The 23,967-nt window shown below is 67.9% G+C and carries 28 protein-coding genes; 12 read left to right on the top strand and 16 right to left on the bottom strand.

Annotation, left to right across the window (positions count from 1 at the left end):
* The first annotated feature begins 11 nt into the window (after positions 1-11).
* On the top strand, positions 12-296 hold the full coding sequence (locus tag ACIHAX_RS26410) for a GNAT family N-acetyltransferase (RefSeq protein WP_397280147.1): 285 nt from the start codon (positions 12-14) through the stop codon (positions 294-296).
* Positions 297-406: 110 nt separating this feature from the next.
* On the opposite strand, the gene ACIHAX_RS26405 is transcribed toward ACIHAX_RS26410, so the two are convergent.
* From ACIHAX_RS26405 to ACIHAX_RS26395, 3 genes are read right to left on the bottom strand one after another with little or no spacing between them, the layout of a single operon-like run.
* Positions 407-613, bottom strand: coding sequence for a DUF397 domain-containing protein (locus ACIHAX_RS26405; RefSeq protein WP_397280145.1), 207 nt, complete (start codon positions 611-613; stop codon positions 407-409).
* A gap of 18 nt (positions 614-631) precedes the next feature.
* A complete protein-coding gene (locus ACIHAX_RS26400; RefSeq protein ID WP_397280143.1) occupies positions 632-838 on the bottom strand; it encodes a DUF397 domain-containing protein in 207 nt (68 codons plus the stop codon).
* Positions 835-1,719: a helix-turn-helix domain-containing protein gene (locus tag ACIHAX_RS26395; RefSeq protein WP_397280141.1), complete on the bottom strand. Its 885-nt coding sequence runs from the start codon at positions 1,717-1,719 to the stop codon at positions 835-837. Before ACIHAX_RS26395 ends, ACIHAX_RS26400 begins: the two co-directional genes overlap by 4 nt.
* A gap of 344 nt (positions 1,720-2,063) precedes the next feature.
* On the opposite strand from ACIHAX_RS26395, the gene ACIHAX_RS26390 reads away from it, so the two are divergent.
* Together ACIHAX_RS26390 and ACIHAX_RS26385 are read left to right on the top strand one after the other, a co-directional pair.
* Positions 2,064-2,474, top strand: a complete 411-nt coding sequence (locus ACIHAX_RS26390) for a DNA-directed RNA polymerase subunit beta (protein ID WP_397280138.1) — start codon at positions 2,064-2,066, stop codon at positions 2,472-2,474.
* Positions 2,467-2,688, top strand: a complete 222-nt coding sequence (locus tag ACIHAX_RS26385) for a hypothetical protein (protein WP_364433178.1) — start codon at positions 2,467-2,469, stop codon at positions 2,686-2,688. Before ACIHAX_RS26390 ends, ACIHAX_RS26385 begins: the two co-directional genes overlap by 8 nt.
* 339 nt (positions 2,689-3,027) lie before the next feature.
* On the opposite strand, the gene ACIHAX_RS26380 is transcribed toward ACIHAX_RS26385, so the two are convergent.
* From ACIHAX_RS26380 to ACIHAX_RS26360, 5 genes are all read right to left on the bottom strand, one after another.
* Complete coding sequence (locus ACIHAX_RS26380) at positions 3,028-4,185, bottom strand: acyl-CoA dehydrogenase (RefSeq protein WP_355073573.1); 1,158 nt, start codon at positions 4,183-4,185, stop codon at positions 3,028-3,030.
* 166 nt (positions 4,186-4,351) lie between these two features.
* The gene (locus ACIHAX_RS26375; RefSeq protein WP_355073571.1) at positions 4,352-5,038 is read right to left on the bottom strand and encodes a TetR family transcriptional regulator; all 687 of its coding nucleotides are present in this window, start codon (positions 5,036-5,038) and stop codon (positions 4,352-4,354) included.
* 316 nt (positions 5,039-5,354) lie between these two features.
* On the bottom strand, positions 5,355-6,398 hold the full coding sequence (locus ACIHAX_RS26370) for a hypothetical protein (RefSeq protein ID WP_397280136.1): 1,044 nt from the start codon (positions 6,396-6,398) through the stop codon (positions 5,355-5,357).
* A gap of 29 nt (positions 6,399-6,427) precedes the next feature.
* Entirely contained in the window at positions 6,428-7,387 is a 960-nt protein-coding gene (locus tag ACIHAX_RS26365; RefSeq protein ID WP_364433186.1) for an RNA polymerase sigma-70 factor, read from the bottom strand.
* A gap of 190 nt (positions 7,388-7,577) precedes the next feature.
* Positions 7,578-8,777 (bottom strand): NAD(P)/FAD-dependent oxidoreductase, encoded by a 1,200-nt coding sequence (locus ACIHAX_RS26360; protein WP_397280133.1) that lies wholly within the window; start codon positions 8,775-8,777, stop codon positions 7,578-7,580.
* 222 nt (positions 8,778-8,999) lie between these two features.
* On the opposite strand from ACIHAX_RS26360, the gene ACIHAX_RS26355 reads away from it, so the two are divergent.
* Positions 9,000-9,458 (top strand): helix-turn-helix domain-containing protein, encoded by a 459-nt coding sequence (locus ACIHAX_RS26355; RefSeq protein ID WP_364433192.1) that lies wholly within the window; start codon positions 9,000-9,002, stop codon positions 9,456-9,458.
* Positions 9,459-9,460: 2 nt separating this feature from the next.
* On the top strand, positions 9,461-10,027 hold the full coding sequence (locus tag ACIHAX_RS26350) for a PIN domain-containing protein (RefSeq protein ID WP_364433195.1): 567 nt from the start codon (positions 9,461-9,463) through the stop codon (positions 10,025-10,027).
* A gap of 11 nt (positions 10,028-10,038) precedes the next feature.
* Here ACIHAX_RS26350 and purE read toward each other — a convergent pair whose 3' ends face one another.
* Both purE and ACIHAX_RS26340 read right to left on the bottom strand, forming a co-directional pair.
* Entirely contained in the window at positions 10,039-10,554 is a 516-nt protein-coding gene (gene purE, locus ACIHAX_RS26345) for a 5-(carboxyamino)imidazole ribonucleotide mutase (RefSeq protein WP_195045335.1), read from the bottom strand.
* The gene (locus tag ACIHAX_RS26340; RefSeq protein WP_397280130.1) at positions 10,547-11,767 is read right to left on the bottom strand and encodes a 5-(carboxyamino)imidazole ribonucleotide synthase; all 1,221 of its coding nucleotides are present in this window, start codon (positions 11,765-11,767) and stop codon (positions 10,547-10,549) included. The genes purE and ACIHAX_RS26340 overlap by 8 nt, the downstream gene beginning before the upstream one ends.
* A 39-nt stretch (positions 11,768-11,806) precedes the next feature.
* Between ACIHAX_RS26340 and ACIHAX_RS26335 the strand changes: the two genes are divergently transcribed.
* Positions 11,807-12,346 carry a GtrA family protein gene (locus ACIHAX_RS26335; protein WP_355073560.1) on the top strand — a complete coding sequence of 180 codons (540 nt, stop codon included), beginning with the start codon at positions 11,807-11,809 and terminating at the stop codon, positions 12,344-12,346.
* 1 nt (position 12,347) lies between these two features.
* Here ACIHAX_RS26335 and ACIHAX_RS26330 read toward each other — a convergent pair whose 3' ends face one another.
* From ACIHAX_RS26330 to ACIHAX_RS26320, 3 genes are read right to left on the bottom strand one after another with little or no spacing between them, the layout of a single operon-like run.
* On the bottom strand, positions 12,348-13,649 hold the full coding sequence (locus ACIHAX_RS26330; protein ID WP_355073558.1) for a HAMP domain-containing sensor histidine kinase: 1,302 nt from the start codon (positions 13,647-13,649) through the stop codon (positions 12,348-12,350).
* A 1-nt stretch (position 13,650) separates the two neighbouring features.
* The gene (locus tag ACIHAX_RS26325) at positions 13,651-14,328 is read right to left on the bottom strand and encodes a response regulator transcription factor (RefSeq protein ID WP_040865082.1); all 678 of its coding nucleotides are present in this window, start codon (positions 14,326-14,328) and stop codon (positions 13,651-13,653) included.
* 17 nt (positions 14,329-14,345) lie between these two features.
* Complete coding sequence (locus ACIHAX_RS26320; RefSeq protein WP_355073554.1) at positions 14,346-14,891, bottom strand: PH domain-containing protein; 546 nt, start codon at positions 14,889-14,891, stop codon at positions 14,346-14,348.
* 160 nt (positions 14,892-15,051) lie between these two features.
* Between ACIHAX_RS26320 and ACIHAX_RS26315 the strand changes: the two genes are divergently transcribed.
* Positions 15,052-16,005, top strand: coding sequence for an acyl-ACP desaturase (locus ACIHAX_RS26315; RefSeq protein ID WP_355073552.1), 954 nt, complete (start codon positions 15,052-15,054; stop codon positions 16,003-16,005).
* Between the two features lie 18 nt (positions 16,006-16,023).
* Here the strand turns inward: ACIHAX_RS26315 and ACIHAX_RS26310 are convergent, their stop codons facing one another.
* The gene (locus tag ACIHAX_RS26310) at positions 16,024-16,827 is read right to left on the bottom strand and encodes a biotin--[acetyl-CoA-carboxylase] ligase (protein ID WP_397280126.1); all 804 of its coding nucleotides are present in this window, start codon (positions 16,825-16,827) and stop codon (positions 16,024-16,026) included.
* A gap of 27 nt (positions 16,828-16,854) precedes the next feature.
* The gene (locus ACIHAX_RS26305) at positions 16,855-17,043 is read right to left on the bottom strand and encodes a hypothetical protein (RefSeq protein WP_364433205.1); all 189 of its coding nucleotides are present in this window, start codon (positions 17,041-17,043) and stop codon (positions 16,855-16,857) included.
* 205 nt (positions 17,044-17,248) lie between these two features.
* Here ACIHAX_RS26305 and ACIHAX_RS26300 point away from each other — a divergent pair, with 205 nt between their 5' ends.
* The 3 genes from ACIHAX_RS26300 to ACIHAX_RS26290 all read left to right on the top strand — a co-directional run bounded on the left by ACIHAX_RS26300 (position 17,249) and on the right by ACIHAX_RS26290 (position 20,048).
* A complete protein-coding gene (locus ACIHAX_RS26300) occupies positions 17,249-18,889 on the top strand; it encodes an acyl-CoA carboxylase subunit beta (RefSeq protein ID WP_355073546.1) in 1,641 nt (546 codons plus the stop codon).
* Between the two features lie 203 nt (positions 18,890-19,092).
* Positions 19,093-19,419: an acyl-CoA carboxylase subunit epsilon gene (locus ACIHAX_RS26295; protein ID WP_397280124.1), complete on the top strand. Its 327-nt coding sequence runs from the start codon at positions 19,093-19,095 to the stop codon at positions 19,417-19,419.
* Positions 19,416-20,048, top strand: a complete 633-nt coding sequence (locus ACIHAX_RS26290) for a Maf family nucleotide pyrophosphatase (RefSeq protein WP_355073542.1) — start codon at positions 19,416-19,418, stop codon at positions 20,046-20,048. Before ACIHAX_RS26295 ends, ACIHAX_RS26290 begins: the two co-directional genes overlap by 4 nt.
* Here ACIHAX_RS26290 and ACIHAX_RS26285 read toward each other — a convergent pair.
* Entirely contained in the window at positions 19,977-20,750 is a 774-nt protein-coding gene (locus tag ACIHAX_RS26285; RefSeq protein WP_355073540.1) for a transcriptional regulator, read from the bottom strand. The genes ACIHAX_RS26290 and ACIHAX_RS26285 overlap by 72 nt on opposite strands.
* A 169-nt stretch (positions 20,751-20,919) precedes the next feature.
* Between ACIHAX_RS26285 and ACIHAX_RS26280 the strand changes: the two genes are divergently transcribed.
* Together ACIHAX_RS26280 and ACIHAX_RS26275 are read left to right on the top strand one after the other, a co-directional pair.
* Entirely contained in the window at positions 20,920-21,837 is a 918-nt protein-coding gene (locus ACIHAX_RS26280) for a sulfurtransferase (RefSeq protein ID WP_364433215.1), read from the top strand.
* A 197-nt stretch (positions 21,838-22,034) separates the two neighbouring features.
* On the top strand, positions 22,035-23,840 hold the full coding sequence (locus ACIHAX_RS26275) for an acetyl/propionyl/methylcrotonyl-CoA carboxylase subunit alpha (protein ID WP_397073605.1): 1,806 nt from the start codon (positions 22,035-22,037) through the stop codon (positions 23,838-23,840).
* Positions 23,841-23,967: the final 127 nt, after the last annotated feature.

The raw sequence follows: 23,967 nt of genomic DNA, 5'->3' as shown, positions 1-23,967 counted from the left end.
TCTACCCCGACATGACGACCAGGCTCGAACACAACGTCGCCGATACCCGTTTCGAGATCTACATCGACGACACCCTAGCCGGGTACGCCGACTACGCCGAACGCGAGAACCCCAAGGTCCGCGACTTCCACCACACCCTGACCTTCCCCGAATTCCGAGGCCGAGGAGTCGCCGCCCAAGTCGTCGAATACGCCCTCGCCGACTCCCGAGCCGCCGGCTTCTCGGTCATCCCCACCTGCTGGTACGTGGAGCAGTACATCACCCAACACAGCGAATACGCCGACTTGGTGAAGTAAACACACCCAAGCACCGCGAGTGGCACACCACCGAGAGGTCTACTCGCGTTTTGCCACAGCCATGTGCCACTCGCGGATTGATCCCGAGCGATGGTGCCGGAGGTCTCAGGTTAGGGGCGTCCGGACTCGCCGTTGACCAGGCCTGCGGTGAAGGTGTCCCACGCGCTTGGAGTGAAGACCAGTGCTGGGCCACTCGGGTTCTTGGAGTCCCGGACGCCGACACCGCCTCCCGCGAGAAAGGCGACCTCAACGCATGCTTTGTCGCCCCCGCTACGGCTACTTTTGAACCACTTACTCCCGCTGAGGATGGTATTCACGGCGCAAACTTCCTTGCCTCAAGGGCGCTCGAATGCGCCGTGGGCTATGCCAGCGGTGAAAGCGTCCCACTCGCCCGGCGAGAACATAAGCGCTGGACCCGCCGGGTTCTTGGAATCCCGCACGCCGACGTGGCCTCTCGAGAGAAAAGCCACTTCGACACATGCTTTGTCAGCCCCGCTGTAGCTGCTCTTGAACCACTTCGCCTCGGAGAGATCGGTATTCACGGTGCATACTCCCTTGCTATCTGCCGGAGCAGGTGCTTGCTCTGATCCGGGTCCAGCGCCGCGCTTTCGAACCGCCGGTAGGCATCGAGATACCGGTTCACAGCGCTGTGCTTCTCCAGGTACAAATCGCCCGTGAAGCTCTCAACGTAGACAACTGTAGGCTCCTTCGGCTGTCGCTTGCTGTCACCCCCCGACTTCAAGATCACGAATGGTCCTACGGCCACACCCATCGGAAATCCGGCCGAGAACGGGAGCACGCGGATCGTGACGTTGGGCAGCCCCATGAGGTCCACCAGATGGCGGAGCTGGGCCGACATGATGCGCTCATCACCGACCATCCCGCGTAGCACCGACTCTCGAAGAATCGCATTCACAGTGACGGGTTTCGTTTTGCGTGTGATCAGCGATTGGCGCTTGCGTCGGAGGTGCACCCGGCGCTCGTGTTCCAGCGGTGTCTCGTTCGGGTAGCCGGCACGAATCAGCCCACTCGCATACGCGGGTGTTTGAAAGATCCCCGGCACGAGTTCCGGTTCGTACCAGGTCAGCGACCGGGCGGTGGCCTCCAGATCCACGAACACATCGAAGTTCTCGGGGATCAGGTCGCCGAACTCATGCCACCACGACTTCACGCTCGCCTGCTTCGCCAGCCCGACCAGTGCGTTCGTGTACTCCTCGGTGAAGTCGTAGATCTTGCACAGCGCCTCCACATCGACGGTGCGAATGCGCTCGGTCTTGCCGACTTCCATCCGCTGAACGGTGCTGACGCTCCACTGCATCCGTTCGCCGACGTCGGCCAACGTCAATCCCGCCGCTTCCCGTCCGTTTCGCAGATGCCTGCCCAACTGACGGCGAGGGAGGGTCGAGCCACCACTTTCGGCCATGCGATTCCTGTCCACTCCGGGCGACCCGGGTTTCTCATCTCCGGGCCGATTCTCCTTGCAGAATGAAAAACGTGCTGGTCGAGCTGATGAGATCTCATCTTTACGTAGTTCGTCGGACAGGTCCAGTGGTTCTCTGATCGTGCGCCCGGCAGGGGACGACGGAAACACGCGCATCGCAGAGCAATTCGCTCCCCTCACGGCTTCCGACCAGGGATTACCAGAGCTACGGGCGCACCCTGAACCCCTTCGATGAAGCAGAGGTCTCGTTGCGCCACATAGCGTTTGGAGACACGCCGTTGTCTCGCTGTCACTACTACCGCCAGGTATGCGGACTCCCCGCGGTCGTGGACCCTCCCCAGATCGGGCGGATCATCGTCCGCACCGGAATGGTCTGGGGCATAACCATGCCCGCTGTACTGGGACATCACGTGAAGGTGTGGATGCAGGACCAGGGCCACGAGCTGGGGCCGATCCTGTCGCATCCACGCTCGAAGCGGTGGACGTTCATCATCCGCCCTGACCTACCGGACGACGTGCCGCTGTTCGCCGAGATGTTCCGCTTGAACGTGTCGATCATCCGCTACGGCGGCATGATCGCGCTGCCGAGCCCTGCCGACCGAGGGACCAAGTTCCGCGCGTGGATACTACGCCCGGACACGGCATTTCGCCCTTCCGGCTGCGTGGTCGTCGCGGCGATCCGCCATTGCGTGGCCGCGAAGCTCGCGCGCGGTCGACGGGTGATCGCATATGCCTGACCGCGCAGTCTCCCCGATCCCGTCGGAGCCGGATGTGCACCTGTCGGTGTTCTGGCACGGAGCACGCCTCGACTTCGTCGCCTGCGTAACGGCCGCATGCCTTTTCGTCCAGGAATGGCGCGCCCGGCACTGGCACGACGCAGTGGAAGTATCCACAGACACCACCGACGACTACCCCAGACTCCCGTGCGAACGCCTCTACCTGGAGCCCTGACAGCGCCTTACCGACGTCGCCCCGGCAAAGTCCGCGACATGCGTCCACGAGTGGCACACCAGCGAGAAGGTCACTCGCGTTTTGCCGCAACCATGTGCCACTCGTGGCTGCATCGCTTCGAGAGAGGGGGCGCCTGGGATGGGGCCGACTCTGGGTCCTGGCGAAGCGCAGGCATCAGGACGTCCCGGTGATCCGGGTTTCAGGTTGCGCACCTATTCGGTGCCGTCGAGCCGACAGCGGGCGCGCGGTGCGATCGACAGGATGTTCGGGCGGCTTATGCCTCGACGTCTCGAGAGACGGTTTCAGGCGCGCCCGAACATCCGGCGATCTACGACAACCTCACTTGAGCAGCGCGCGGCTCATCACCAGACGCTGGATCTGGTTGGTGCCCTCGTAGATCTGGGTGATCTTGGCGTCGCGCATCATCCGCTCCACCGGGAAGTCGGTGGTGTAGCCGGCGCCGCCGAACAGCTGGACGGCGTTGGTGGTGACTTCCATGGCGACGTCGGAGGCGAAGCACTTGGCGGCGGCGGAGATGAAGCCGAGGTTCTTCTCGCCGCGCTCGGCGCGGGCGGCCGAGGTGTACACCATGAGGCGGGCGGCCTCGATCTTCATCGCCATGTCGGCGAGCATGAACTGGGTGTTCTGGAAGTCGGCGATCGACTTGCCGAACTGCTTACGGTCCTTGGTGTAGGCGATGGCCGCGTCCAGCGCGCCCTGGGCCAGGCCGACGGCCTGCGCGCCGATGGTGGGGCGAGTGTGGTCGAGGGTCTGCAGCGCGGTCTTGAAGCCGGTGCCCGGCTCGCCGACGATGCGGTCACCCGGCACCCGGCAGTTCTCGAAGTACAGCTCGGCGGTGGGCGAGCCCTTGATGCCGAGCTTGTGCTCCAGCGGGCCGACCACGAAGCCCTCGTCGTCCTTGTGCACCAGGAAGGCCGAGATGCCGTTGGCGCCCTTGTCCGCGTCGGTGACCGCCATCACGGTGTACCAGGAGGACTTGCCGCCGTTGGTGATCCAGCACTTGGAGCCGTTGATGATCCAGTCGTCACCCTCCTGCTTGGCCCGGGTGCGCATGCCTGCCGCGTCGGAGCCCGCCTCGCGCTCGGACAGCGCGTAGGAGGCCATCTCGCCGTTGACGATGTCCGGCAGCACCTTCTGCTTCAGCTCCTCGGAGCCGTTCAGGATCAGGCCCATGGTGCCGAGCTTGTTGACGGCGGGGATCAGCGAGGACGAACCGCAGACGCGCGCGACCTCCTCGATCACGATGCAGGTGGCCACCGAGTCGGCGCCCTGGCCGCCGTAGGCCTCTGGCACGTGCACGGCGTTGAAGCCGGAGGCGTTGAGCGCGGTCAGCGCCTCCTCCGGGAAGCGGGAGTTGCCGTCGACGTCCTTCGCGTGCGGGGCGATCTCCTTCTCCGCGAGGGCGCGGATCGCCTCGCGTAGTTCGTCGTGGAAGTCCTCGAGCTTGAACAGGTCGAAATCGGGGTTTCCCGCCATGGGGCCTTCACTCCTGATCGTCGGTGGTCGGCGCCGCTTTCCGTCGAACAAAGCAGCATCTCGGCACTCAGTGCCATCTATGAGTCGAGTATACCCATACTGATGCGGCTTACGTGGGGAGATGACGTGGCACTCAGTGTCAGATAGGTCGCACTTCGATCCGGGTTCACAGGTTGCCGAGCTTGCGGACCAGCAGGTCCGCGATCTGCTTCGGCGCGACGTCACGGGGAAACACCGCCACGACCAGCTCGTCCGCGCTCGCGGTACGCCCGGCGCCGCGCGGGATGGCGGCCAGCTCCATCCGCAGGTCCGCGGCGCCCGCGTCCGACTCGCCGCGCACCATGCGGCGCAGCAGGTAGTTGTGCGTCGCCGTCACCGCGGCGGTGAACTGCACCCGGGCCAGATCGGGGACGTCGGGCAGCCGCTCACGCAGGTAGTCGGTGAACAACCGTTCATAGCGGAACACCGTGACGATCTCGCGCTCCCGCAGCGCGGGCACCCGCCGGACCACCTGGTAACGCCGGGCCGCGATCTCCCGCCACTGCGTGAACCGCTCGAACACCTGCACCACCGCCGAGCACACCGCCTCCCACGGATCCTCTCGCGACGCGGCCAAAAACTCCTCCGCTTGCGCCAGCTGAGACTCGTGGTCGGCGAAGATCACGTCCTCTTTCGACCGGAACTGCCGGAAGAACGTGCGCCGGGAGATGCCCGCCGCCTCCGCGATCTCGTCGACGGTCGTCGCCTCATACCCCTTCTCGGCGAACAACCGCAGCGCCTGATCCACCACCGTGAGCCGAAAATGCGCGGTGTCGTCGCCTCCCCGCGTTCGAGCGATATCCCCTGTAGTCACGACCTCACACCGTAGTCAGCGGCCGAGAGCGCGAGTCCCCGACACCGGAAGCTTTCGCGGTCCGCCGCCGTATCACCAGGTCGACGGGGCTCGACCGCAGTTGCCGCGGCTCGGCGAGACCGACCGTGCTCCCAACCGGCGTTGCCGCGATCGTCGCGGTGACCAGGGCGTGCGACGCGCGTTGCCGCAACGCTGCCGTGCTGGATTCCCGGCCGATCGCGTCGCCGGGCTGCCCCTGCTGGGTGCGCTGGGTGCGAACACCCTGTTCGTCCGCGCACAGCCCGATCAGCGTGCGGAAGCATGCCCCTTCGTCCGGTCAGCTGCCGAGGGTCGCCGACATGTCGGCCGGTGTTGCGGTACCCCGAAGTCCCGCCGCGCCGGTGGCGGCACGGCGTGCGCGCAGCCCGCTGACCAGGCACAGCGTGACGCCGAGCGCGAGCCAGGCCAGCAGGACGAGGACGGCGTGGGTGGCCCCTCGACCGTCGAAGAAGGCAGTGGATCGCAGCAACCGGCCACCGGCACCGGGCGGCAGCAGCTGGCCGAGCGCGCCGGACCAGCCGGGCAGCATTTCGGGTGCGGTCGCGGTACCCGAGAGCGGGTTACCGATGAGCATCATGAGCACGGCGCCGATTCCGATCCCGGCGTATCCGAGCAGCGCCTCCAGCCCGAGGACGGCCGCAGCGGTGGCCGCGATGGACAAAGCGACGGCGCCGGAGTTGGCGACGTAGGAGCCGCTGAGCGAGCCGAGCCAGAACTGCAGGATCGCGGCGACGGCCAGGCCGCCGGTGACCGCGAAGGCGAGCGCTCCGGTGAGCCGACGGGCGGTGCCGCGCACGAGCCGGGTCAGCAGGACCGCGGCCAGCAGACCGCCCATGACCAGGGGCAGGGCGCCTGCCGACAAGCCAGCGCCGCGCGGGTCGTCGGCGGGCAGGGCGGCGAGGTCGCGGGCCGCCGTGCCGGGCTTGCCCTCCTGCGCGAGGCCGCTCGCGATGCCCTGCAAGGTCTGGGCGACCGCGGTGCTCGCGGCGGAGGCGACGATGACCTCGGGAGCACCGGAGCCGACGGCGATCGCCCCGTACACCCGCCGGTCGCGAATCAGCGTTTCCGCGGCCGCGGTGTCGGGGACCTCGGTGATCTCGAAGCCGCCCGGCAGCCGTTGCTCGAGTGCCGTGCGGACCTGAGCGACCGCGGTAGCCGGACCGGCGACGGCGATCGGCACATCGTGTACCGACGACCGCGCCGACGGCCAGGCGAAGGCGACGAGCAGCACGCTGACGATCGCCGTGAGCAGGGCAACCGCTCCGGCCACCGTCGGCCATCGCGACGGGAAAGTGTCGGCGAGCGGTGCCAGCGTGGTCATGTCTACTCCTCGAACGGTGGGGTCGGTGTTCATCGCAGGGTGAGCGGGGTCTGCGAATCGACGTGGGTCAGTTTCTGCGGGTTGCGCACGTAGTAGAGGCCGGTGATACGGGTGTCCTCGACGCGCATCGCGAGGACGCCGTCCAGTTCGCCGTCCATGCGCAGAGCCAGTGCGGGGCTGCCGTTGACCGTGGTCGATTCGACGGTGAGCGCGACATCGTGCTTGGTGAGGCCGCCGACGATGAAGCGCGCCACCTTTTCGGCGCCGAAGACCGGCCGTGGCGTGGCCTGTTTGATACCTCCGCCGTCGCTGATGGCGACGACGTCGGGGGCGAGCACGGCGAGCAGTCCTTGCACGTCGCGAGTCTCGAGCGCGCGCCGGAACGCCTCGGCAGCCGCCTCGGCCTGGCGCGCCGTGACCGAGCGGCGTGGACGGCGAGCTTCCACGTGGCGACGGGCGCGGTGGGCGATCTGGTGGACGGCGGCGGGCGTCTTGTCGACCGCGGCCGCGATCTCGTCGTAGCCGAACCCGAAAGCTTCGCGCAGCACGAACACCGCCCGTTCGATCGGGGTCAATGTCTCGAGCACGAGCATCAGCGCCATCGACACGCTTTCGGCGAGCTCGACGTCTGCGGCCACATCCGGTGTGGTGAGCAGCGGCTCCGGCAGCCAGGAGCCCACGTATGCCTCCCTGCGGCGCTTCACCGAGCGCAGCCGGTTGAGCGCTTGCCGGGTGGTGATCCGGACCAGGTAGGCGCGCGGCTCGGTGACGTGCGCCGCGTCGACGCCGACCCAGCGCAACCAGGTCTCCTGCAAAACGTCGTCGGCGTCGGCCACCGATCCCAGCATTTCGTAGGCGACGGTGAACAGCAGGTTGCGGTGGGCGAGGAACGTCTCGGTCGCCGCCGCGGCGGTGTGGTCGCCGCCGTCCCGGCCTTCTGCCTTCTGGTCGGTCCACCGTTTCTCATCGGCTCCACTGGCTGCTTCCATGAGGTCCTCTTCTGTTGCTCAGACATTCGATCCGACTCGCTGGATCGTCGATGCCCAGTCCGGCGCACACCGGACGATGCGCTCGCATCCGGCGATGCGCCGACGGCCGGGCGGGTGCGGCGGCGACGGCAAGAACAGCGCTGCCACACCCCGTGCGGGCGAAGTAGTCGACCGGAGACCACCGGCGCTGCTACACAGCCGGTTCGGCGGCGACCGGCGCGCCGCCGCGCTGCTCCCGCAGCAGCTGGGGCCGGTGCTTGCCGTCCTTGGGCCAGTGATGCGAGCCGGGCTTGCGCGCTTCGTTCACCAGGTGCTCGACACTGGCGGCGCAGGAGAACTCCTTCAACTTCTTGCCCGCGAGTCCACTGAAGTAGAGCGGCATCGCGGTGTCGTCCTTGTGGCCGAGCTGGAAGATTCCCGCGCCCCGGCCGAAACTGATGCACATCGCGGGGAAAGACAGGTCGATCGGCGCAGGCCTCTCACCCGCGATCCGGTTCAGCACCGTGTCGGCGGCATGGGCGCCAAGGCACCCCGCGGCATAGGCGCTCATCCGGAACGGCAGATCGGACGGCGCCGCCGAATCCCCGGCCGCGACGATGCGCTCGTCGTCGACGCTGGTCAACGTCTCGTCGGTGCGCAGCCGTCCCGTAGCGTCGGTGCTCAGTCCGCTGGTGACGGCCAGATCCGGCACACCGAACCCGGTGGCCCAGATGGTCACCCGACTCGCCAATGTGCGGCCGTCACCGAGTTCCACGGCATCCCGCGTCACCGCCGTGACCGCCGCATCAGGGCCTTCGAGCACGGTGATCCCCAACTTGGCGAGGTACTTGCGGGCAGTCCGCCGGGCCCTCGGGTGCAGGTACGGGCCGACCACGCCGCCGCACACCAACGTGACCGCGCGACCCTGCTCCGCCAGCTCCGCAGCGGTCTCGATGCCCGTCGGACCACCCCCGACGACCGTCACCGCCGCCGTCGTCGGCGTGTCGTAAAGCACCGACCGCAACCGCTGCGCCGCCTCCAAAGTGGCAATCGGATAAGCGAACTCGTCCACGCCCGGCACCCGCGAGCCCGCGCTGCCGCTACCCACCGCGTAGACCAGGTAGTCATAGCCGACCGTGCCCCCCTCGGCCAACGTCACGCTGCGCCCGGCCGCGTCGATCCGTGTCACGCTGTCGACCACCAGCCGGACCCCCTCGGCCAGCACTTCGGTGTAGTCGACGACCGCATCGTGCGTCCCGCCCACCAGCTGATGCAGACGCAGCCGGGGAACGAACGCCGAGCGCGGATTGATCACGGTCACCGCGACGTCATCGCGCTGCGTCAGCCGGTTCGCCGCCATCACACCGGCATACCCGCCACCGATCACGACCACGTCGATCTTCTTGCTCATGGTGTCTCCTTCGCTCCGAGAGGCTCGAAAACAAGACACCGCAGCCCCGAACATCCTGACACTAGGTGACGTAGATCACTATTCAAGCGCCGCGGGGTGCGCACCGGCATCGCGGGGGCTGGCCGCGGATCCGCGGCACCGGCCAGCGACTCGGTTGCGATGCCGGGGGAACGTTTCGAATATTTTGATTATTTCGTATACTGCGATTAGGAGGTGATCAGCGTGGCGAACATCCGAGACGCAATGCGCGCCGAGCCAGGAGCGATCGATGCCGATGTCGCAGCTCGGGCCATGCGCCGGATCAAGGACTATCTGATGCGGCACCCCGGCGAGCAAACCATCCAGGTGGCCCCTGAGCATCCGGGCGATGACGCCTTGGTACTGCCCCGCCAGGCCGTGAGCATGTTGGCATTCATCCTGGCGCAGGCGGCCGAGGGACGTGGTGTCACCGTCGTGCCCTCGCATGCCGAACTCACTACGCAGCAGGCGGCGGACATGCTGAACGTGTCGCGCCCCTACGTCGTGACGCTGTTGGAAGCAGGCGAGATTCCCTTTCGCCTGGTCGGGCGGCACCGTCGGATCCGATACGACGACTTGAAGCAGTACCAGCGGCGAGCCGAGGCCAAGAGCAGAGCCGCGATGGATGAATTGGCGGAACTCGGCCGAGATCTCGGCATCTGACCATGGCTTTCGTTGTCGTCTACGACGCCAATGTGCTGTATGGCAACACACTGCGGGATCTACTCATCCGCCTTGCGCGATCGGGTGCCGTGCAGGCGAAGTGGACTGATCGCATCCTGGACGAGGCGCTGAACAACCTAGCCGCGAAACGGCCGGACATTCCGACGGACCGGCTGACCCGACTGCGCGCATTGATAAACGATGCCGTGCCGGATTGCCGCATCTACGGATACGAACCACTGATCGACGCGGTGAAGCTCCCCGACCCAGATGATCGGCATGTCCTCGCAGCCGCCATCGCTGCTCGGGCACAAGTCATCGTGACTTCCAACCTGGCGGACTTTCCGGATGACGCGCTGGAACCCTGGCACATCGAGGCGAAAAGTCCCGATGATTTCGTGCTCGACCAGATCGATCTGGACGACCGTGTGGTCTGGGCGTGCATCCAGCAGATCGCCGATTCACGCACCAACCCACCGGAGACCACTGAAGACGTGCTGGACGCCTTGGAGAACGCCGGATTGGTGGAAGCGGTCGCAAGTTTGCGTGCAGGCAGGCGCGACCGCTGACCGTGCGTCGCTCAGCCCAGAAGTTTGGTGCGCAGCGCGTCGTCCTTTTCCAGCACCATCTGCTCGAGCCCGGCCTGGAACTGTTCCATGCGGGTGCGCAGGGACGGGTCGTGGGCGGCGAGGATGCGGGCGGCGAGCAGGCCCGCGTTGCGGGCGCCGCCGATGGAGACGGTGGCGACCGGCACGCCGGCGGGCATCTGGACGATGGACAGCAGCGAGTCCATGCCGTCGAGGTATTTGAGCGGCACCGGCACGCCGATCACCGGCAGCGGAGTGGCCGAGGCGACCATGCCGGGCAGGTGGGCAGCGCCGCCCGCGCCGGCGATGATGACCTTCAACCCGCGCCCCGCCGCGGAACGCGCGTAGTCGAGCATGCGCTGCGGCGTGCGGTGCGCCGAGACGACGCCCACCTCGAAACGGATCCCGAATTCGGCCAGCGCCTCCGCGGCGGCCTCCATCGTCGGCCAGTCCGAGTCGCTGCCCATGATCAGGCCGACCGCGGGGGCGATGGCCAGTTCCTCACTCATGCGGATCCCATCCGTCGGTCCAGATCGCGTGCGACATCCAGTGCGCCGCCCGCTCGGCCTTCTCCCTGACCTCGGCCACGTCGTCGCCGAGGATGTTGACGTGCCCGATCTTGCGGTCGGGACGCTCGCCCTTGCCGTACAGGTGCACCTTCGCCTCAGGGATCCTGGCGAACAGGTGGTGCAGCCGCTCGTCCATCGACATCGCCGGGGCCTGCGGCGCGCCGAGAATGTTCGCCATCACGGTCACCGGAGCCAGCGGCGCGGTGTCGCCGAGCGGGTAGTCGAGCACGGCGCGCAAATGCTGCTCGAACTGCCCGGTGCGGGCGCCGTCCATGCCCCAGTGCCCGGAGTTGTGCGGGCGCATGGCCAGCTCGTTCACCAGCAGCTCGCCGTCGGTGGTCTCGAACAGCTCCACCGCCATGACGCCGACGACGCCGAGTTCCTTGGCGAGATTCAGCGCCATCGTCTCCGCCGCGGCCGCCGTGTCCTCCGGCAGCTCGGGCGCAGGCGCGATGACGACCGCGCACTGCCCTTTGCGCTGCACGGTCTCCACCACCGGCCAGGTCGCCGCCTGCCCGAACGGCGAACGGGCCACCATCGCCGACAGCTCCCGTTTCAGGTCGATCTTCGCCTCCGCCAGCAGCTGGACGCCGCCGGCGAGCTGGTCGGCGACGATCGCCGCGGCCGCGTCGGCGGACTCCGGCATCCAGACGCCGCGCCCGTCGTAGCCGCCGCGTACCGCTTTCAGCACGATCCGCCAGCCGTGCTCGTCGCCGAAGCGCACCGCGTCCTCGACCGAGGTCACCGGCGTGAACGCGGGCACGGGCAGCCCCAGCGCGCTCAGCTTGGTGCGCATCGCCAACTTGTCCTGCGCGTAGACCAGCGCCCGCGGCGGCGGCTGCACGTTGACGCCCTCGGCGACCAGCGCCTCCAGGTGCTCGGTCGGCACGTGCTCGTGGTCGAAGGTCAGCGCGTGCGAGCCGACCGCCGCTTTGCGCAGTGCGGTCAGGTCGGTATGGCTGCCGAGCACCACCTCGGGGCTGACCTGGGCGGCCGGGTCCTCGGGGTTCTCGGCGAGCACGCGCAGCCGCTGGCCCAGCGCGATCGCCGCCTGGTGGGTCATGCGCGCCAACTGGCCGCCGCCGATCATGGTGACGGTGGGCATGGCCGAAGGATCGAAGGAACGTGCGCTCACGTCGGACAATATTGTCATGTCCGGCGCAAATGACAGCTACCGGTACACTCCGGTCTTGTGTCATTCGTCGACGACGTGGTCAGCGTCCTCCCCAAGCCGCTGCAAGATATCGCGTACCGGCAGCGGGAATTGATCAAGTTCGCGATCGTCGGCGCGACCACGTTCGTGATCGACAGCGGCATCTTCTACATACTCAAGTGGACGGTGCTCGCGGAGAAACCGGTCACGGCCAAGATCATTTCCGGCGTCATCGCCGTGATCGCGTCCTACATCCTGAACCGGGAATGGTCGTTCAAGAATCGCGGCGGGCGGGAACGTCATCACGAAGCGCTGCTGTTCTTCGCCGTCAGCGGCGTCGGCGTCGTCCTCGCCTTCACCCCGCTGTGGATTTCCAGCTACGTCTTCGACCTGCGCCAGCCCAACGTGAGCTTCACGGTCGAGAACGTCGCCGACTTCATCAGCGCGTTCATCATCGGCAATCTGCTGCAGATGGCGTTCCGTTTCTGGTCGATGCGCCGCTGGGTCTTCCCCGACGAAATGAGCGAACTCGAAGCGGAATTCGTCGACCTCGTGGAAGAGGAACTCGGCCGCGGCTGAGTCACCTCGGCTCGGGCACCACCGAGTTGGCCGGACGGGCCTTCGACCCGAGGAACACCGCGAACAGCGCGGGCCTGCGGCGCTGTAATTCCAGCCGTCCGCCGTCCGCTTCGACCAGCGCCCGCGCGAGCGCCAGCCCGACACCGGTGGAACCGCCCGCGGAGAAACCGCGGTCGAAGATGTGCGGCGCCAGCTCGTCGCGCACTCCGTGGCCCTCGTCGGCCACCTCGACACACACCAGCGGCTCGCGATCGGCTCCCGGCCGCACCGAGCGCACCGACACCGTGCAGGTCCCGCCGCCGTGCATGAGCGCGTTGTCCACCAGCACCGTCACCGCCTCACGCAACCGCGAACCCGTGATCGGGGCGCGCAACGACTCGTCGCCGGTGAGTGTCAGCGACCGTCCCGCCTCGGTGAACGGGTGTTTCCATTCGGCGACGACACCGCGCAGTTCGTCCATCACGGGCACCGGATCGCGGTCGGCCGCGTCCTCGTCGCGGGAGGCGCGGACCAGGTCGTCGATCGCATCGGTGAGCCGGTCGACCTGAGCCATCGCCTCCTCGGCCTCGTGCACCACCTCCGGGTCGGCGTGCGCGGACAACTCGTCCAGGCGCAACCGCACGGCGGTCAGCCTGCTGCGCAGCTGATGCGAGACGTCCGCCACCAGGGCGTGTTCGCGCTGGAGTCGTCCGGCGATCTCCACCGTCGCCGAGTCGAGCACGTCGGATACGCGATCCAGTTCCGCGATGCCGTGCCTGCGCGGATCGGGCCGGAAATCCCCCATCGCCAGCCGGGCCGCGCGCGCCGCCACGTCCCGCAGCGGATCGGCCACCCGCCGGGCGGTGACCACCGCGACCGAGACCGCCGCGCCGAGCGAGGCGAGCACCGCCAGCGCGACCACCGCGACCGCCTGGCGCTGCATGGCGTGCATCGGCGCGGACGGCACCTCCAGGCGCAGCGAAGCGGACTTGCCCATCGAAAGCGACTCGACCAGCGGGTCGGACACGTCGGCCACCCCCACGTCGCGGCGGACGGCGTTGTCCCGCTGCGACGGGTAGACGATGGTGAGCCTGCCGTTCTCCGGCACCAACGGCGCCACCGACCGGATGTCCAGCTCGCCGGACACCGTGCCGTCGCGTTCCTGCGCGATGATCTCCGTCGCGATCCGGTCCAGCCGGTTCTGCAGGTCGTTGCGCGTGATGTCCTCCACCCACAACCACGCCGTGTAGATCAGCGGCACGCCGAGCACCACCGTGGTGAGGGTCAGCACGGTGAGCATGGAACGCAAGATCCGGCGGCGCACGTCAGTCGGTGTTCAGCCGGAATCCGACACCGCGGACGGTGACGATGCGCCGCTCGGCCATGGGGCCCTCGTCCCCGATCTTGCGGCGCAGCCAGGACATGTGCATGTCCAACGTCTTGGAACCGCGCAACTCCGCGTCGCCCCACACCTCGCGCAGGATGGTCTCGCGCGCCACCACCTGACCGGCCCGGTCGATCAGCACCTTGAGCAGCTCGTATTCCTTGTTGGCCAAACCGATTTCGACGCCGTTGACCAGTACGCGCCGGGCGGCCGGCTCCAGGCGGATGCCGCCCACCTCGACCGTGTCGTCGCCGATTCCGCTGCGCCGCAACAGCGCTCGCACCCGGGCGAGCAACTCGGCGAGCCGGAACGGCTTGCCGACGTAGTCGTCGGCGCCCGCGTCCAGCCCGACCACGAAATCCACCTCGTCGGTGCGCGCGGTGAGCATCAGCACGGCCAGATCCGCGCCACGGGCGCGCACCTGACGGCAGACCTCCAGCCCGTCCATGCCGGGTAGGCCGAGATCGAGAATGAGCAGGTCGTGCCCGCCTTCCAGAGCCCGCTGCAGCACGGCGGGGCCGAAACTCTCGACAGTCACCGAGTAGCCCTCGCGGCCGAGCGCGCGCGACAACGGGGCCGCGATGGCATCGTCGTCCTCGGCCAGCAGTACAGCGGTCATACGCCCAGGCTACGGGCTCACCGGTAGCTGCGGCGGTCGTCCCAGCGCTCGTCGCGCCCGTCCCGATGGCGTTCGACCTCGAACACCTGGTGGTACAGCAACGAATGCACTTGCTGGACCGCGGGGATGTCGTCGTATTCCAGCGGCTCCGAGGAGGACGACTCGATGATCAACGTCCCGGTGCCGAGCAACCGATCGAACAGCCCATGCCGGAACTGCACGCTGGAGATCCGGCTCATCGGGATGTCGATGCCGCTGTGGGTGATGACGCCCTGGCGCACCAGCACCCGCCGGTCGGTGACGATGAAATGCGTCGACTTCCAGCTGATAACCGGTACGGCGCAACGCCATAGCAGAATCGCCACATACACCACGAGCACCGTGATGAGCAGCGCCGAGGCGGTGGTGCCCGTGGCCTTCTGCGAAATGAGTCCCCCCGTGAAACCCGCGAGAGCGGTGGCGACGATCAGCGTCACGATCGGCCAGAAGAGCATCTTCCAATGCGGGTGGCGATGCAGCAGCAACCGTTCGTCGGGCGCCAGCACATCCTCGGGATAACCCATGTCAGGAACAGTACCGCGTCAAGATGCCCGAACGGCTGACACCGCAGCGCGTCATGCTGCACAATCGGCACCCTGCGTGTGACCATTTCCGCGCAGTGGCTCTCTGTATCGCGCAACGCCCGGCTCACCATCATCGCCGATTCCGACCGTGGAGGAACGCGTGACCAAAGACCTGACCCCGCTGCAGATCCTGGCCGAACTCGAACCCGTCGCCGAAGAGAACCTGAATCGGCACCTGTCCATGGCGAAAGACTGGAACCCGCACGATTATGTGCCGTGGAGCCAGGGCCGCAACTTCGCCGCCCTTGGCGGCGTGGATTGGCAACCGGAGCAATCGCACCTCAGTGAGGTCGCCCGGGTCGCGATGATCACCAACCTGCTCACCGAGGACAACCTGCCCTCCTACCACCGGGAGATCGCGCAGAACTTCTCCGAGGACGGACCGTGGGGCACCTGGGTCGACCGCTGGACCGCCGAGGAGAACCGCCACGGCATCGCCATGCGGGACTACCTGGTCGTCACCCGCGCCGTCGATCCGGTCGCCCTGGAGGAGGCCCGGATGATCCACATGAGCAACGGGGTCCGATCGCCGGACGGGTGGGGCGGGTTCCTGGCGAGCGTCGCCTACGTCACCTTCCAGGAACTGGCCACCCGTGTGTCGCATCGCAACACCGGCAAGGCATGCAACGACGCCGTCGCCGATCGCCTGCTCCAGCGCATCGCCGCCGACGAGAACCTGCACATGATCTTCTATCGCTCCCTGTGCGGCGCGGCGCTGGACCTGGTGCCCGACCAGGCGCTGCCCGCGATCACCAGGATCATCACGAACTTCCTGATGCCAGGCGCCGGGATGCCCAACTTCCGCCGCTACGGCGTGCTGATGGCCAAGCACGGCATCTACGACCTGCGCCAGCACCTGGAAGAGGTCATCGAGCCGGTGCTCAAACAGTGGAACGTCTTCGACCGCTCGGACTTCGGGCCGCGCGGCGAGCAGGCGCGCGACGAACTGGGCACGTTCGTGGAGCAGCTGGCCAAAGACGTGATCAAGTTCGAGGAGCAGCGCGATCGCGCACTCGCCCGGGACGCCGCGCGCGACGTCGCCCAGCACGTCTGAGGCCGCCCGGAGAGGCGGTCAGTACTGGGCGCGCAGATGCGTGACATCGCCCGCGGACACCGCTTCGCCACCGATGAGCAGGCGGCCGTAGTCGTCGACGCCCTCGGCGATGCCGGTGAGCTGTCGGCCGCCGGGTAGTTCGGCGCGGACCTCCGTGCCGATGGTGGCGCACCGCTCGCGGTAGGCGGCGGCCAGTTCGTCGGTCGCCCAATCCGCGTCGCGCCACGCGGTGAAGCGACGGGCGAACTCGGTCAACAGCGACCGCACGAGCACCGTGCGGTCGGTCTGCCGCGCACCCGCGATGGTCAGCGACGTGGCGTGCGGCACCGGCAGTTCCTCTTCGGTCAGGCTCACGTTGAGCCCGAGCCCGATCACGACGGCGGGCGCGCCGCCCCCGCTCGCCGCGACCTCGGCCAGGATGCCCGCGACCTTGCGTGCGTCGATCAGCACGTCGTTGGGCCACTTGAGTTCCGCGGCGACGCCCGCCGTGGTCCGCAGCGCGTCGACCACGGCGACGCCGGTGAGCAGCGCCAGCCAGGCGAGCGAGGCGGGGCCGATCCCGGGCAGACGCACCAGCACCGACATCGCCAGTTGCGCCCGGGGCGGGCTGACCCAGGTCCTCGCGTGCCTGCCACGGCCCTGCACTTGGGTTTCCGCCAGCAGAACGACGTGGTCGGCGTCCGGATCGGCCGCCAGCGCGATCAGATCCGCGTTCGTGGACCCGGTCGACTCGACCACGTCGATCCGCGAGAAGAACGACAGTTCCGGTGAGTCGACGGCACTGCGCCGCAACTGCTCTGCATCCAACGGTGGCCTCTGCACACCGGCAGGCTACTCGCCGCGCGGGCGCTACCCGGCCAGGTCGTACCAGGAGACGAGCGGGTCGCGCGCCGCCATGCCCGCGCGGTCGTTCTCCGGCTCGCCCTCGGCGGTCTCGGTCCAGCACTCGGGCTCGCCGTACTTCGGAGCCGTCTCCGTGGTCCGTGTCCACGCCGCGGCGGCAGCGTATTCGGCGAAAGTCCTACCCCATTCCCACATGACGCGCTCCTCCCCTGAGCCGAAAATGTTTCGCCCTCAGGCTATCCGGACCCGACCGGTGGGCGATACTCATTTTCCGCCTCCCCAACGTCGCTACCGACCAGGAAGTTTGCGTCCGAAAATTGATCTAGCTGCGGTTTTCTACTCGCCGGTAGCCCCCGTCTGGGTTAGAGAGACGCACTGGTACTGGTTACACTCCGATGCCATGACGAGTGTCCAGCAGCAGCCCGCATCAGGTCCCGCGGGTTCCCCCGATATCCACACCACCGCCGGGAAGCTGGCTGACCTGCGGAATCGGCTGGAAGAGGCGAAGCACCCGATGGGTGAGGCCGCGGTCGACAAGGTGCACGCGAAGGGCAAGATGACCGCCCGCGAGCGCATCCTCGCCCTGCTGGACGAAGGCTCCTTCGTCGAACTCGACGCCCTGGCCCGCCACCGCAGCGTGAACTTCGGCCTGGAGCACAACCGCCCGCTCGGCGACGGCGTGGTGACCGGTTACGGCACCATCGACGGCCGCGATGTGTGCATCTTCAGCCAGGACGTCACGGTGTTCGGCGGCAGCCTCGGCGAGGTCTACGGCGAGAAGATCGTCAAGGTGATGGATCTGGCCCTGAAGACCGGCCGCCCCCTGATCGGCATCAACGAGGGCGCTGGCGCGCGCATCCAGGAGGGCGTGGTCTCGCTCGGTCTCTACGGCGAGATCTTCCACCGCAACATCCAGGCCTCCGGCGTGATCCCGCAGATCTCGCTGATCATGGGCCCGGCCGCCGGTGGCCACGTGTACTCCCCCGCGCTGACCGACTTCGTCGTGATGGTCGACGGCACCAGCCAGATGTTCGTCACCGGCCCGGACGTCATCAAGACCGTCACCGGCGAGGACGTCACCATGGAGGACCTGGGCGGCGCGCACACGCACATGACCAAGTCCGGTGTGGCGCACTACGTCGCCTCCGGAGAACAGGACGCCCTGGACTACGTCAAGGACCTGCTGTCCTACCTGCCGAGCAACAACCGGGCCGAGGCGCCGCGCTTCCCGGCCACCGACCCGATCGACGGCGCGATCGAGGACTCGCTCACCGACGAGGATCTCGAGCTGGACACGATCATCCCGGACTCGCCGAACCAGCCCTACGACATGCACGACGTGATCCGTCGCCTGCTCGACGACGACGAGTTCCTCGAGGTGCAGGCCGAGCGCGCGATGAACATCATCGTCGGCTTCGGCCGGATCGACGGCCGCAGCGTCGGCATCGTGGCAAACCAGCCCACCCAGTTCGCGGGCTGCCTGGACATCGACGCCTCGGAGAAGGCCGCGCGCTTCGTGCGCACCTGCGACGCGTTCAACATCCCGATCATCACCCTGGTCGACGTGCCCGGCTTCCTGCCCGGCACCGGGCAGGAGTACAACGGCATCATCCGGCGCGGCGCGAAGCTGCTCTACGCCTATGGTGAGGCCACTGTGGGCAAAATCACGATCATCACACGCAAGGCCTACGGCGGCGCCTACGACGTCATGGGTTCCAAGCACATGGGCGCCGATGTGAACCTCGCCTGGCCGACCGCCCAGATCGCCGTCATGGGCGCTTCGGGCGCCGTCGGCTTCGTCTACCGCAAGCAGCTCCAGCAGGCCGCCAAAGACGGCGGAGACGTCGATGCGCTGCGGCTCGAGCTCCAGAACGAGTACGAGGACACGCTCGTGAACCCGTACGTCGCCGCCGAGCGAGGCTACGTGGACGCGGTCATTCCGCCGTCGCACACCCGCGGCCAGATCGTCTCCGCGCTGCGACTGCTCGAACGCAAGATGGTTACCCTGCCGCCGAAGAAACACGGCAACATCCCGCTGTGATCGAGCGATACCCTCGATAGGCCGCGCACAAAGGGTGGGGCATCGGCCTCGGTAACACTTACGCTGGCGTGTACCGGCTTGTTGCAGAGAAGCAAAGAGTGCGTCCGAGGACGATTGCTTCATCCATAACTTGTCGGAAAACGGGAACAGCCTGATCAGTTCCGCTGATAAGGGCGAAGAGAGGACCTGGCACTGTGACGACCGTGGCAGAAGAAGATGTGTTGAGCGCCGTCGAACTGGATCTCACAGTCGACCCGATCGCAGACGAGGCCGGTGCGTCCACCGGTTCGACCGCGACAGCGCAATCCGCAGAGGCCACCCCGGAGCCGTTCTTCCGTGTCGTGAAGGGCTCGCCGACCGACGAGGAACTCGCCGCACTGGTGTGCGTCCTGTCCGCCGCCGCGAACAGCGCCGCGTCGGGCGGGCCCGCAGGCCCGCCCGACCTGTGGGGCCACCCGACGCTGATGCATCGCGGCGCTTCCCCGTTCTCCCCGTACTCCTTCCCACAGCTGTCCCACCTGCGCGGGTGACGCGGCTGATCCTGGCCTCCGCGTCCCCGGCCCGCCGGGAGGTGCTCCGCTCGGCGGGCATCGACCCGATCGTCCGGGTCTCCGCCGTGGACGAGGACGCGGTGGCCGCCGCTCTCCCCGAGGGCACCCCTCCGCAGGGGGTCGTGGTGGAGTTGGCGCGCGCCAAAGCGGCGGCCGTCGCCACCGCGGTTCCGGAGTTCGCCGCCGACTGCGTTGTGGTGGCCTGTGATTCCATGCTGCTCGTGGACGGCGAGTTGCAGGGCAAGCCGCACACCCCCGAGGTCGCCCGCGCGCGCTGGGGCGACATGGCCGGACGCAGCGCCGATCTCGTCACCGGGCACTGCGTGCTGCGGATGCGGGACGGTGGGATCATCGCCGAAGCGGTCGACTGCAGCAGCACCACCGTGCATTTCGCCAAGCCCGAGCCGGACGAGCTGGACGCCTACATCGCGACCGGCGAGCCGCTCCAGGTGGCGGGCGCGTTCACCCTCGACGGGCTCGGCGGCTGGTTCGTCGACCGCATCGATGGCGACCCGTCCAGCGTCATCGGCATCGGGCTACCACTGCTGCGCCGACTGCTTGGCGATGTTGGGATCGGCGTTACGCAGCTGTGGGGCCACACGGCCTGACGGCGTGGTGAACGCCTCGGCGTCACCGCCGGGCACCTTCGCGGTCTCCTGGGCCTCGGCGCGCTGCGCCGCGATGAGTTCCAGACGGGCCACGCACAGCTCCGGCTCCACGAACGGATGCATCCGCACGTCGATGGTCCCCTGCGCGCCGCCCCGGCGGAGGACGTCTTCGAGCAGCCCGAGGTGCACGCCGCAGACCACTTCGGAATGCGTTCGCGCGAGTTCGCGCAGCGGACACGCGGTCATCCGGATCAGCACCTTCCCCTCGTTCTCCGGGGAAGAGTCGCGCTCGGGCGCGAAACCCAGTTCCGACATCAACGTCATCGTGAGATCCTTGGCGTCCTCCAGCGACTCGACCCGATGGTCACCGACGTCGAGTCTGCTGCCCCAGGCGCGGCCCGCCGCATTCGCCGCCTCCGCCCTGCGCCGGGGATCCGGGCCGAGCTGGTCGGCGAGCACCTGGGCGAGATCCTGGTAGCCCACCGATCGCTGCACCGCGCTGTATCCGATGCGCGGTCGCCCGCGGCCACGCGGCGGCTGCTGGAACTGCCGGACGAGGGATTCCCTGGTGAGCACGTCCAGATGGAACCGGACCGTGGTGACGTGCTGTCCGGTGATTCTGGCCAGTTCCTGGGCGTCGAGAGGCTCGCTGGCGCCACGTAGGATCGCGAGCAGTCGCCGCCGCGGCCAAGAATCGGACATAGCTCACCCCTCCTCCCGGGAGACTTTATCGGATGTAGGTGCCCTTTATTCGGCCCTCATCCGATTTGTGATCTGAAACGAGAGCCACTGTCGCCTCACACCTACCATCGCTGTGAGGCCTCGAACCGCTGCCACCACCGTCCACCCATGCGTGAAGGACCCAAACACCGTGCCCGTCGCTCCGGACCCTCATCCCTCGCTCGGTTCCTACGCACACCCACACCGACTAGTAACCACGGAGTGGCTGTCGGCAAACATAGGCGCGCGGGGACTCAAGATCATCGAGGCCAACGAGGACACGCTGCTCTACGACATCGGGCACGTTCCGGGCGCCACCAAACTGGATTGGCGAAGCGATCTGAACGATCCGGTCACGCGCGACTATATCGACGGAACGCGATTCACCGAACTGATGCGCGCGAAAGGTATAGATCGTGACGACACGGTTGTGATCTACGGGGATCGCGGGAACGCGCAGGCGGCGCACGCGGCATGGGTGTTCACCCTGTTCGGGCACGAGGACGTGCGCCTGCTCGACGGCGGCCGCGCGGCGTGGATCTCCGAAGGGCGCGACACGACCTTCGAACCCGACTACCCGGTGCGCAGCGGCTATCCGGCTGTGCGCAGAGACGACAGCACCTTCCGAGCCTTCCGCGAGGACGTGCTCGCCCACCTCGGCAAACCGGTGCTCGACGTGCGCTCGGCCGAGGAGTACTCCGGCGCGGATGTGCTCCAACCGGCCAACCCCGAGGACGCGGCATTGCGCGGCGGCCATATTCCCAGCGCGTCGAACATCCCGTGGTCCGAGGCGCTCACCGCCGACGGGCGTTTCCGCTCCCGCACCGAACTCGACGACGTCTACCGCGCGTTGGCAGGCGCGGACGAGGTGATCGTCTACAGTCGAGTCGGCGCGCGATCCGCTCACAGCTGGTTCGTCCTGACCTACCTGCTCGGGCGCCACGGCGTACGCAACTACGACGGGTCATGGACCGAGTGGGGCAACTCGGTGCGCATGCCGATCGCCACGGGGGAAGAACCCGGCGAGGCGCCCGCGCGCGGCGGGTCGCGACGCACGCGGAGCAGGTAGGCGGGGCGCGGTCCCAAACACAGGACGCGTACGTTGTGATCCGCGACCTACTGTTCAGTAGGCCTAGCCGAGTTCGGCGACTGTTGGCAGACTGCCTACACTCGCCCGAGACGTAAGTTTGTCGATTATGGGAGCGGAGCCCGCACAGCGACCCCACCCCCGGCGAAGCGACCAGAAGAATGCACACAGGAGGCTCAGTGCCCAGCCATGCCAGCGCGCGGATCACAAAGGTACTCGTAGCTAACCGAGGCGAGATCGCCGTGCGCGTGATCCGGGCGGCCAAGGATGCCGGTATCGGCAGCGTCGCCGTCTACGCGGAGCCGGATGCCGATGCCCCGTTCGTCAAGCTCGCCGACGAGGCGTTCGCCCTGGGCGGGCAGACCTCGGCCGAGTCGTATCTCGTCTTCGACAAGATCCTCGACGCCGCCGCCAAGTCCGGCGCCGACGCCATCCACCCTGGCTACGGCTTCCTTTCCGAGAACGCCGACTTCGCCCAGGCCGTAATCGACGCCGGGCTGATCTGGATCGGCCCCTCCCCCCAGTCCATCCGCGACCTGGGCGACAAGGTCACCGCGCGGCACATCGCCGAGCGCGCGAAGGCGCCGATGGCCGCGGGCACCAAGGACCCGGTCAAAGACGCGAGCGAGGTCGTCGAATTCGCGAAGACCTACGGCGTGCCGGTCGCCATCAAGGCGGCGTTCGGCGGCGGTGGCCGCGGCATGAAGGTCGCGCACACCATCGAGGAGATCCCGGAGCTGTACGACTCGGCCGTCCGTGAGGCGACCGCCGCCTTCGGTCGCGGCGAGTGCTTCGTCGAGCAGTACCTGGACAAGGCGCGCCACGTCGAGGCTCAGGTCATCGCCGACAAGCACGGCAACGTCATCGTCGCGGGCACCCGCGACTGCTCGCTGCAGCGGCGCTTCCAGAAGCTCGTCGAGGAGGCCCCCGCGCCGTTCCTGTCCGACGAAGTGCGCGCGAAGATCCACGCCTCGGCCAAGGCCATCTGCAAGGAAGCCGGCTACTACGGCGCGGGCACCGTCGAGTACCTGGTGCAGGGCGAGACGGTCTCCTTCCTCGAGGTGAACACCCGTCTGCAGGTCGAGCACCCGGTCACCGAGGAAACCGCGGGCCTCGACCTGGTGCGCCAGCAGTTCCGCATCGCCAACGGCGAGAAGCTGGAGATCACCGAGGACCCGACGCCGCGCGGCCACTCCTTCGAGTTCCGCATCAACGGCGAGGACGCGGGCCGCAACTTCCTGCCCGCCCCCGGCCCGGTCACCGTCTACAAGGAGCCCACCGGCCCCGGTGTCCGCGTCGACTCCGGCGTGGTCCAGGGCAGCGTGATCGGCGGGCAGTTCGACTCGATGCTGGCCAAGCTGATCGTCACCGGCGAGAACCGTACGCAGGCCCTGGAGCGGGCGCGGCGCGCGCTGGCCGAGTTCGAGGTCGATGGACTGGCCACGGTCATCCCGTTCCACCGGGCCATCGTCGAGGACCCGGCGTTCATCGGCGACGGCGAGAAGTTCGAGGTCTACACCAAGTGGATCGAAACCGAGTGGGTCAACACCATCGAGCCCTTCACCGGCGCGGGCGCCCCGGCCGACGAGGACGAGGAAGCGCCGCGGCAGAAGGTCGTCGTCGAGGTCGGCGGACGCCGGGTCGAGGTCTCGCTGCCGGGTAACTTCACCGTTGGCGCCGGAGCGGGCGGGGCAGCGGGCAACGGCGCGGGCGTGATCCGCAAGAAGCCCAAGCCGCGCAAGCGTGGCGGCGCGGGCGGCGGCGCGGCCTCCGGTGACGCGGTCACCGCTCCGATGCAGGGCACCGTCGTCAAGGTCGCCGTGGAAGAGGGCCAGTCGGTCGAGGCGGGCGATCTGATCGTGGTGCTCGAGGCCATGAAGATGGAGAACCCGGTCAACGCGCACAAGGCGGGTGTGGTCACCGGCCTTTCCGTCGAGGCGGGCGCGGCGATCACGCAGGGCACCGTTCTGGCGGAGATCAAGTAGTACCCGGCGCAGACCGGGAAACGGGCGGGGGGGGGGGGGGGGGGGGGGGGGGGGGGGGGGGGGGGGGGGGGGGGGGGGGCGGCGGGCCCCCCCCCCCCCCCGGCGCCCCGCGGGGCACCGCTGCTGG

The sequence above is a fragment of the Nocardia sp. NPDC051929 genome (genome assembly GCF_044548645.1).
Classification (GTDB): Bacteria; Actinomycetota; Actinomycetes; order Mycobacteriales; family Mycobacteriaceae; genus Nocardia; species Nocardia sichangensis.
The sequence above is the reverse complement of the archived record's forward strand: the minus strand, read 5'-3'. Positions and strand labels throughout refer to the sequence as shown.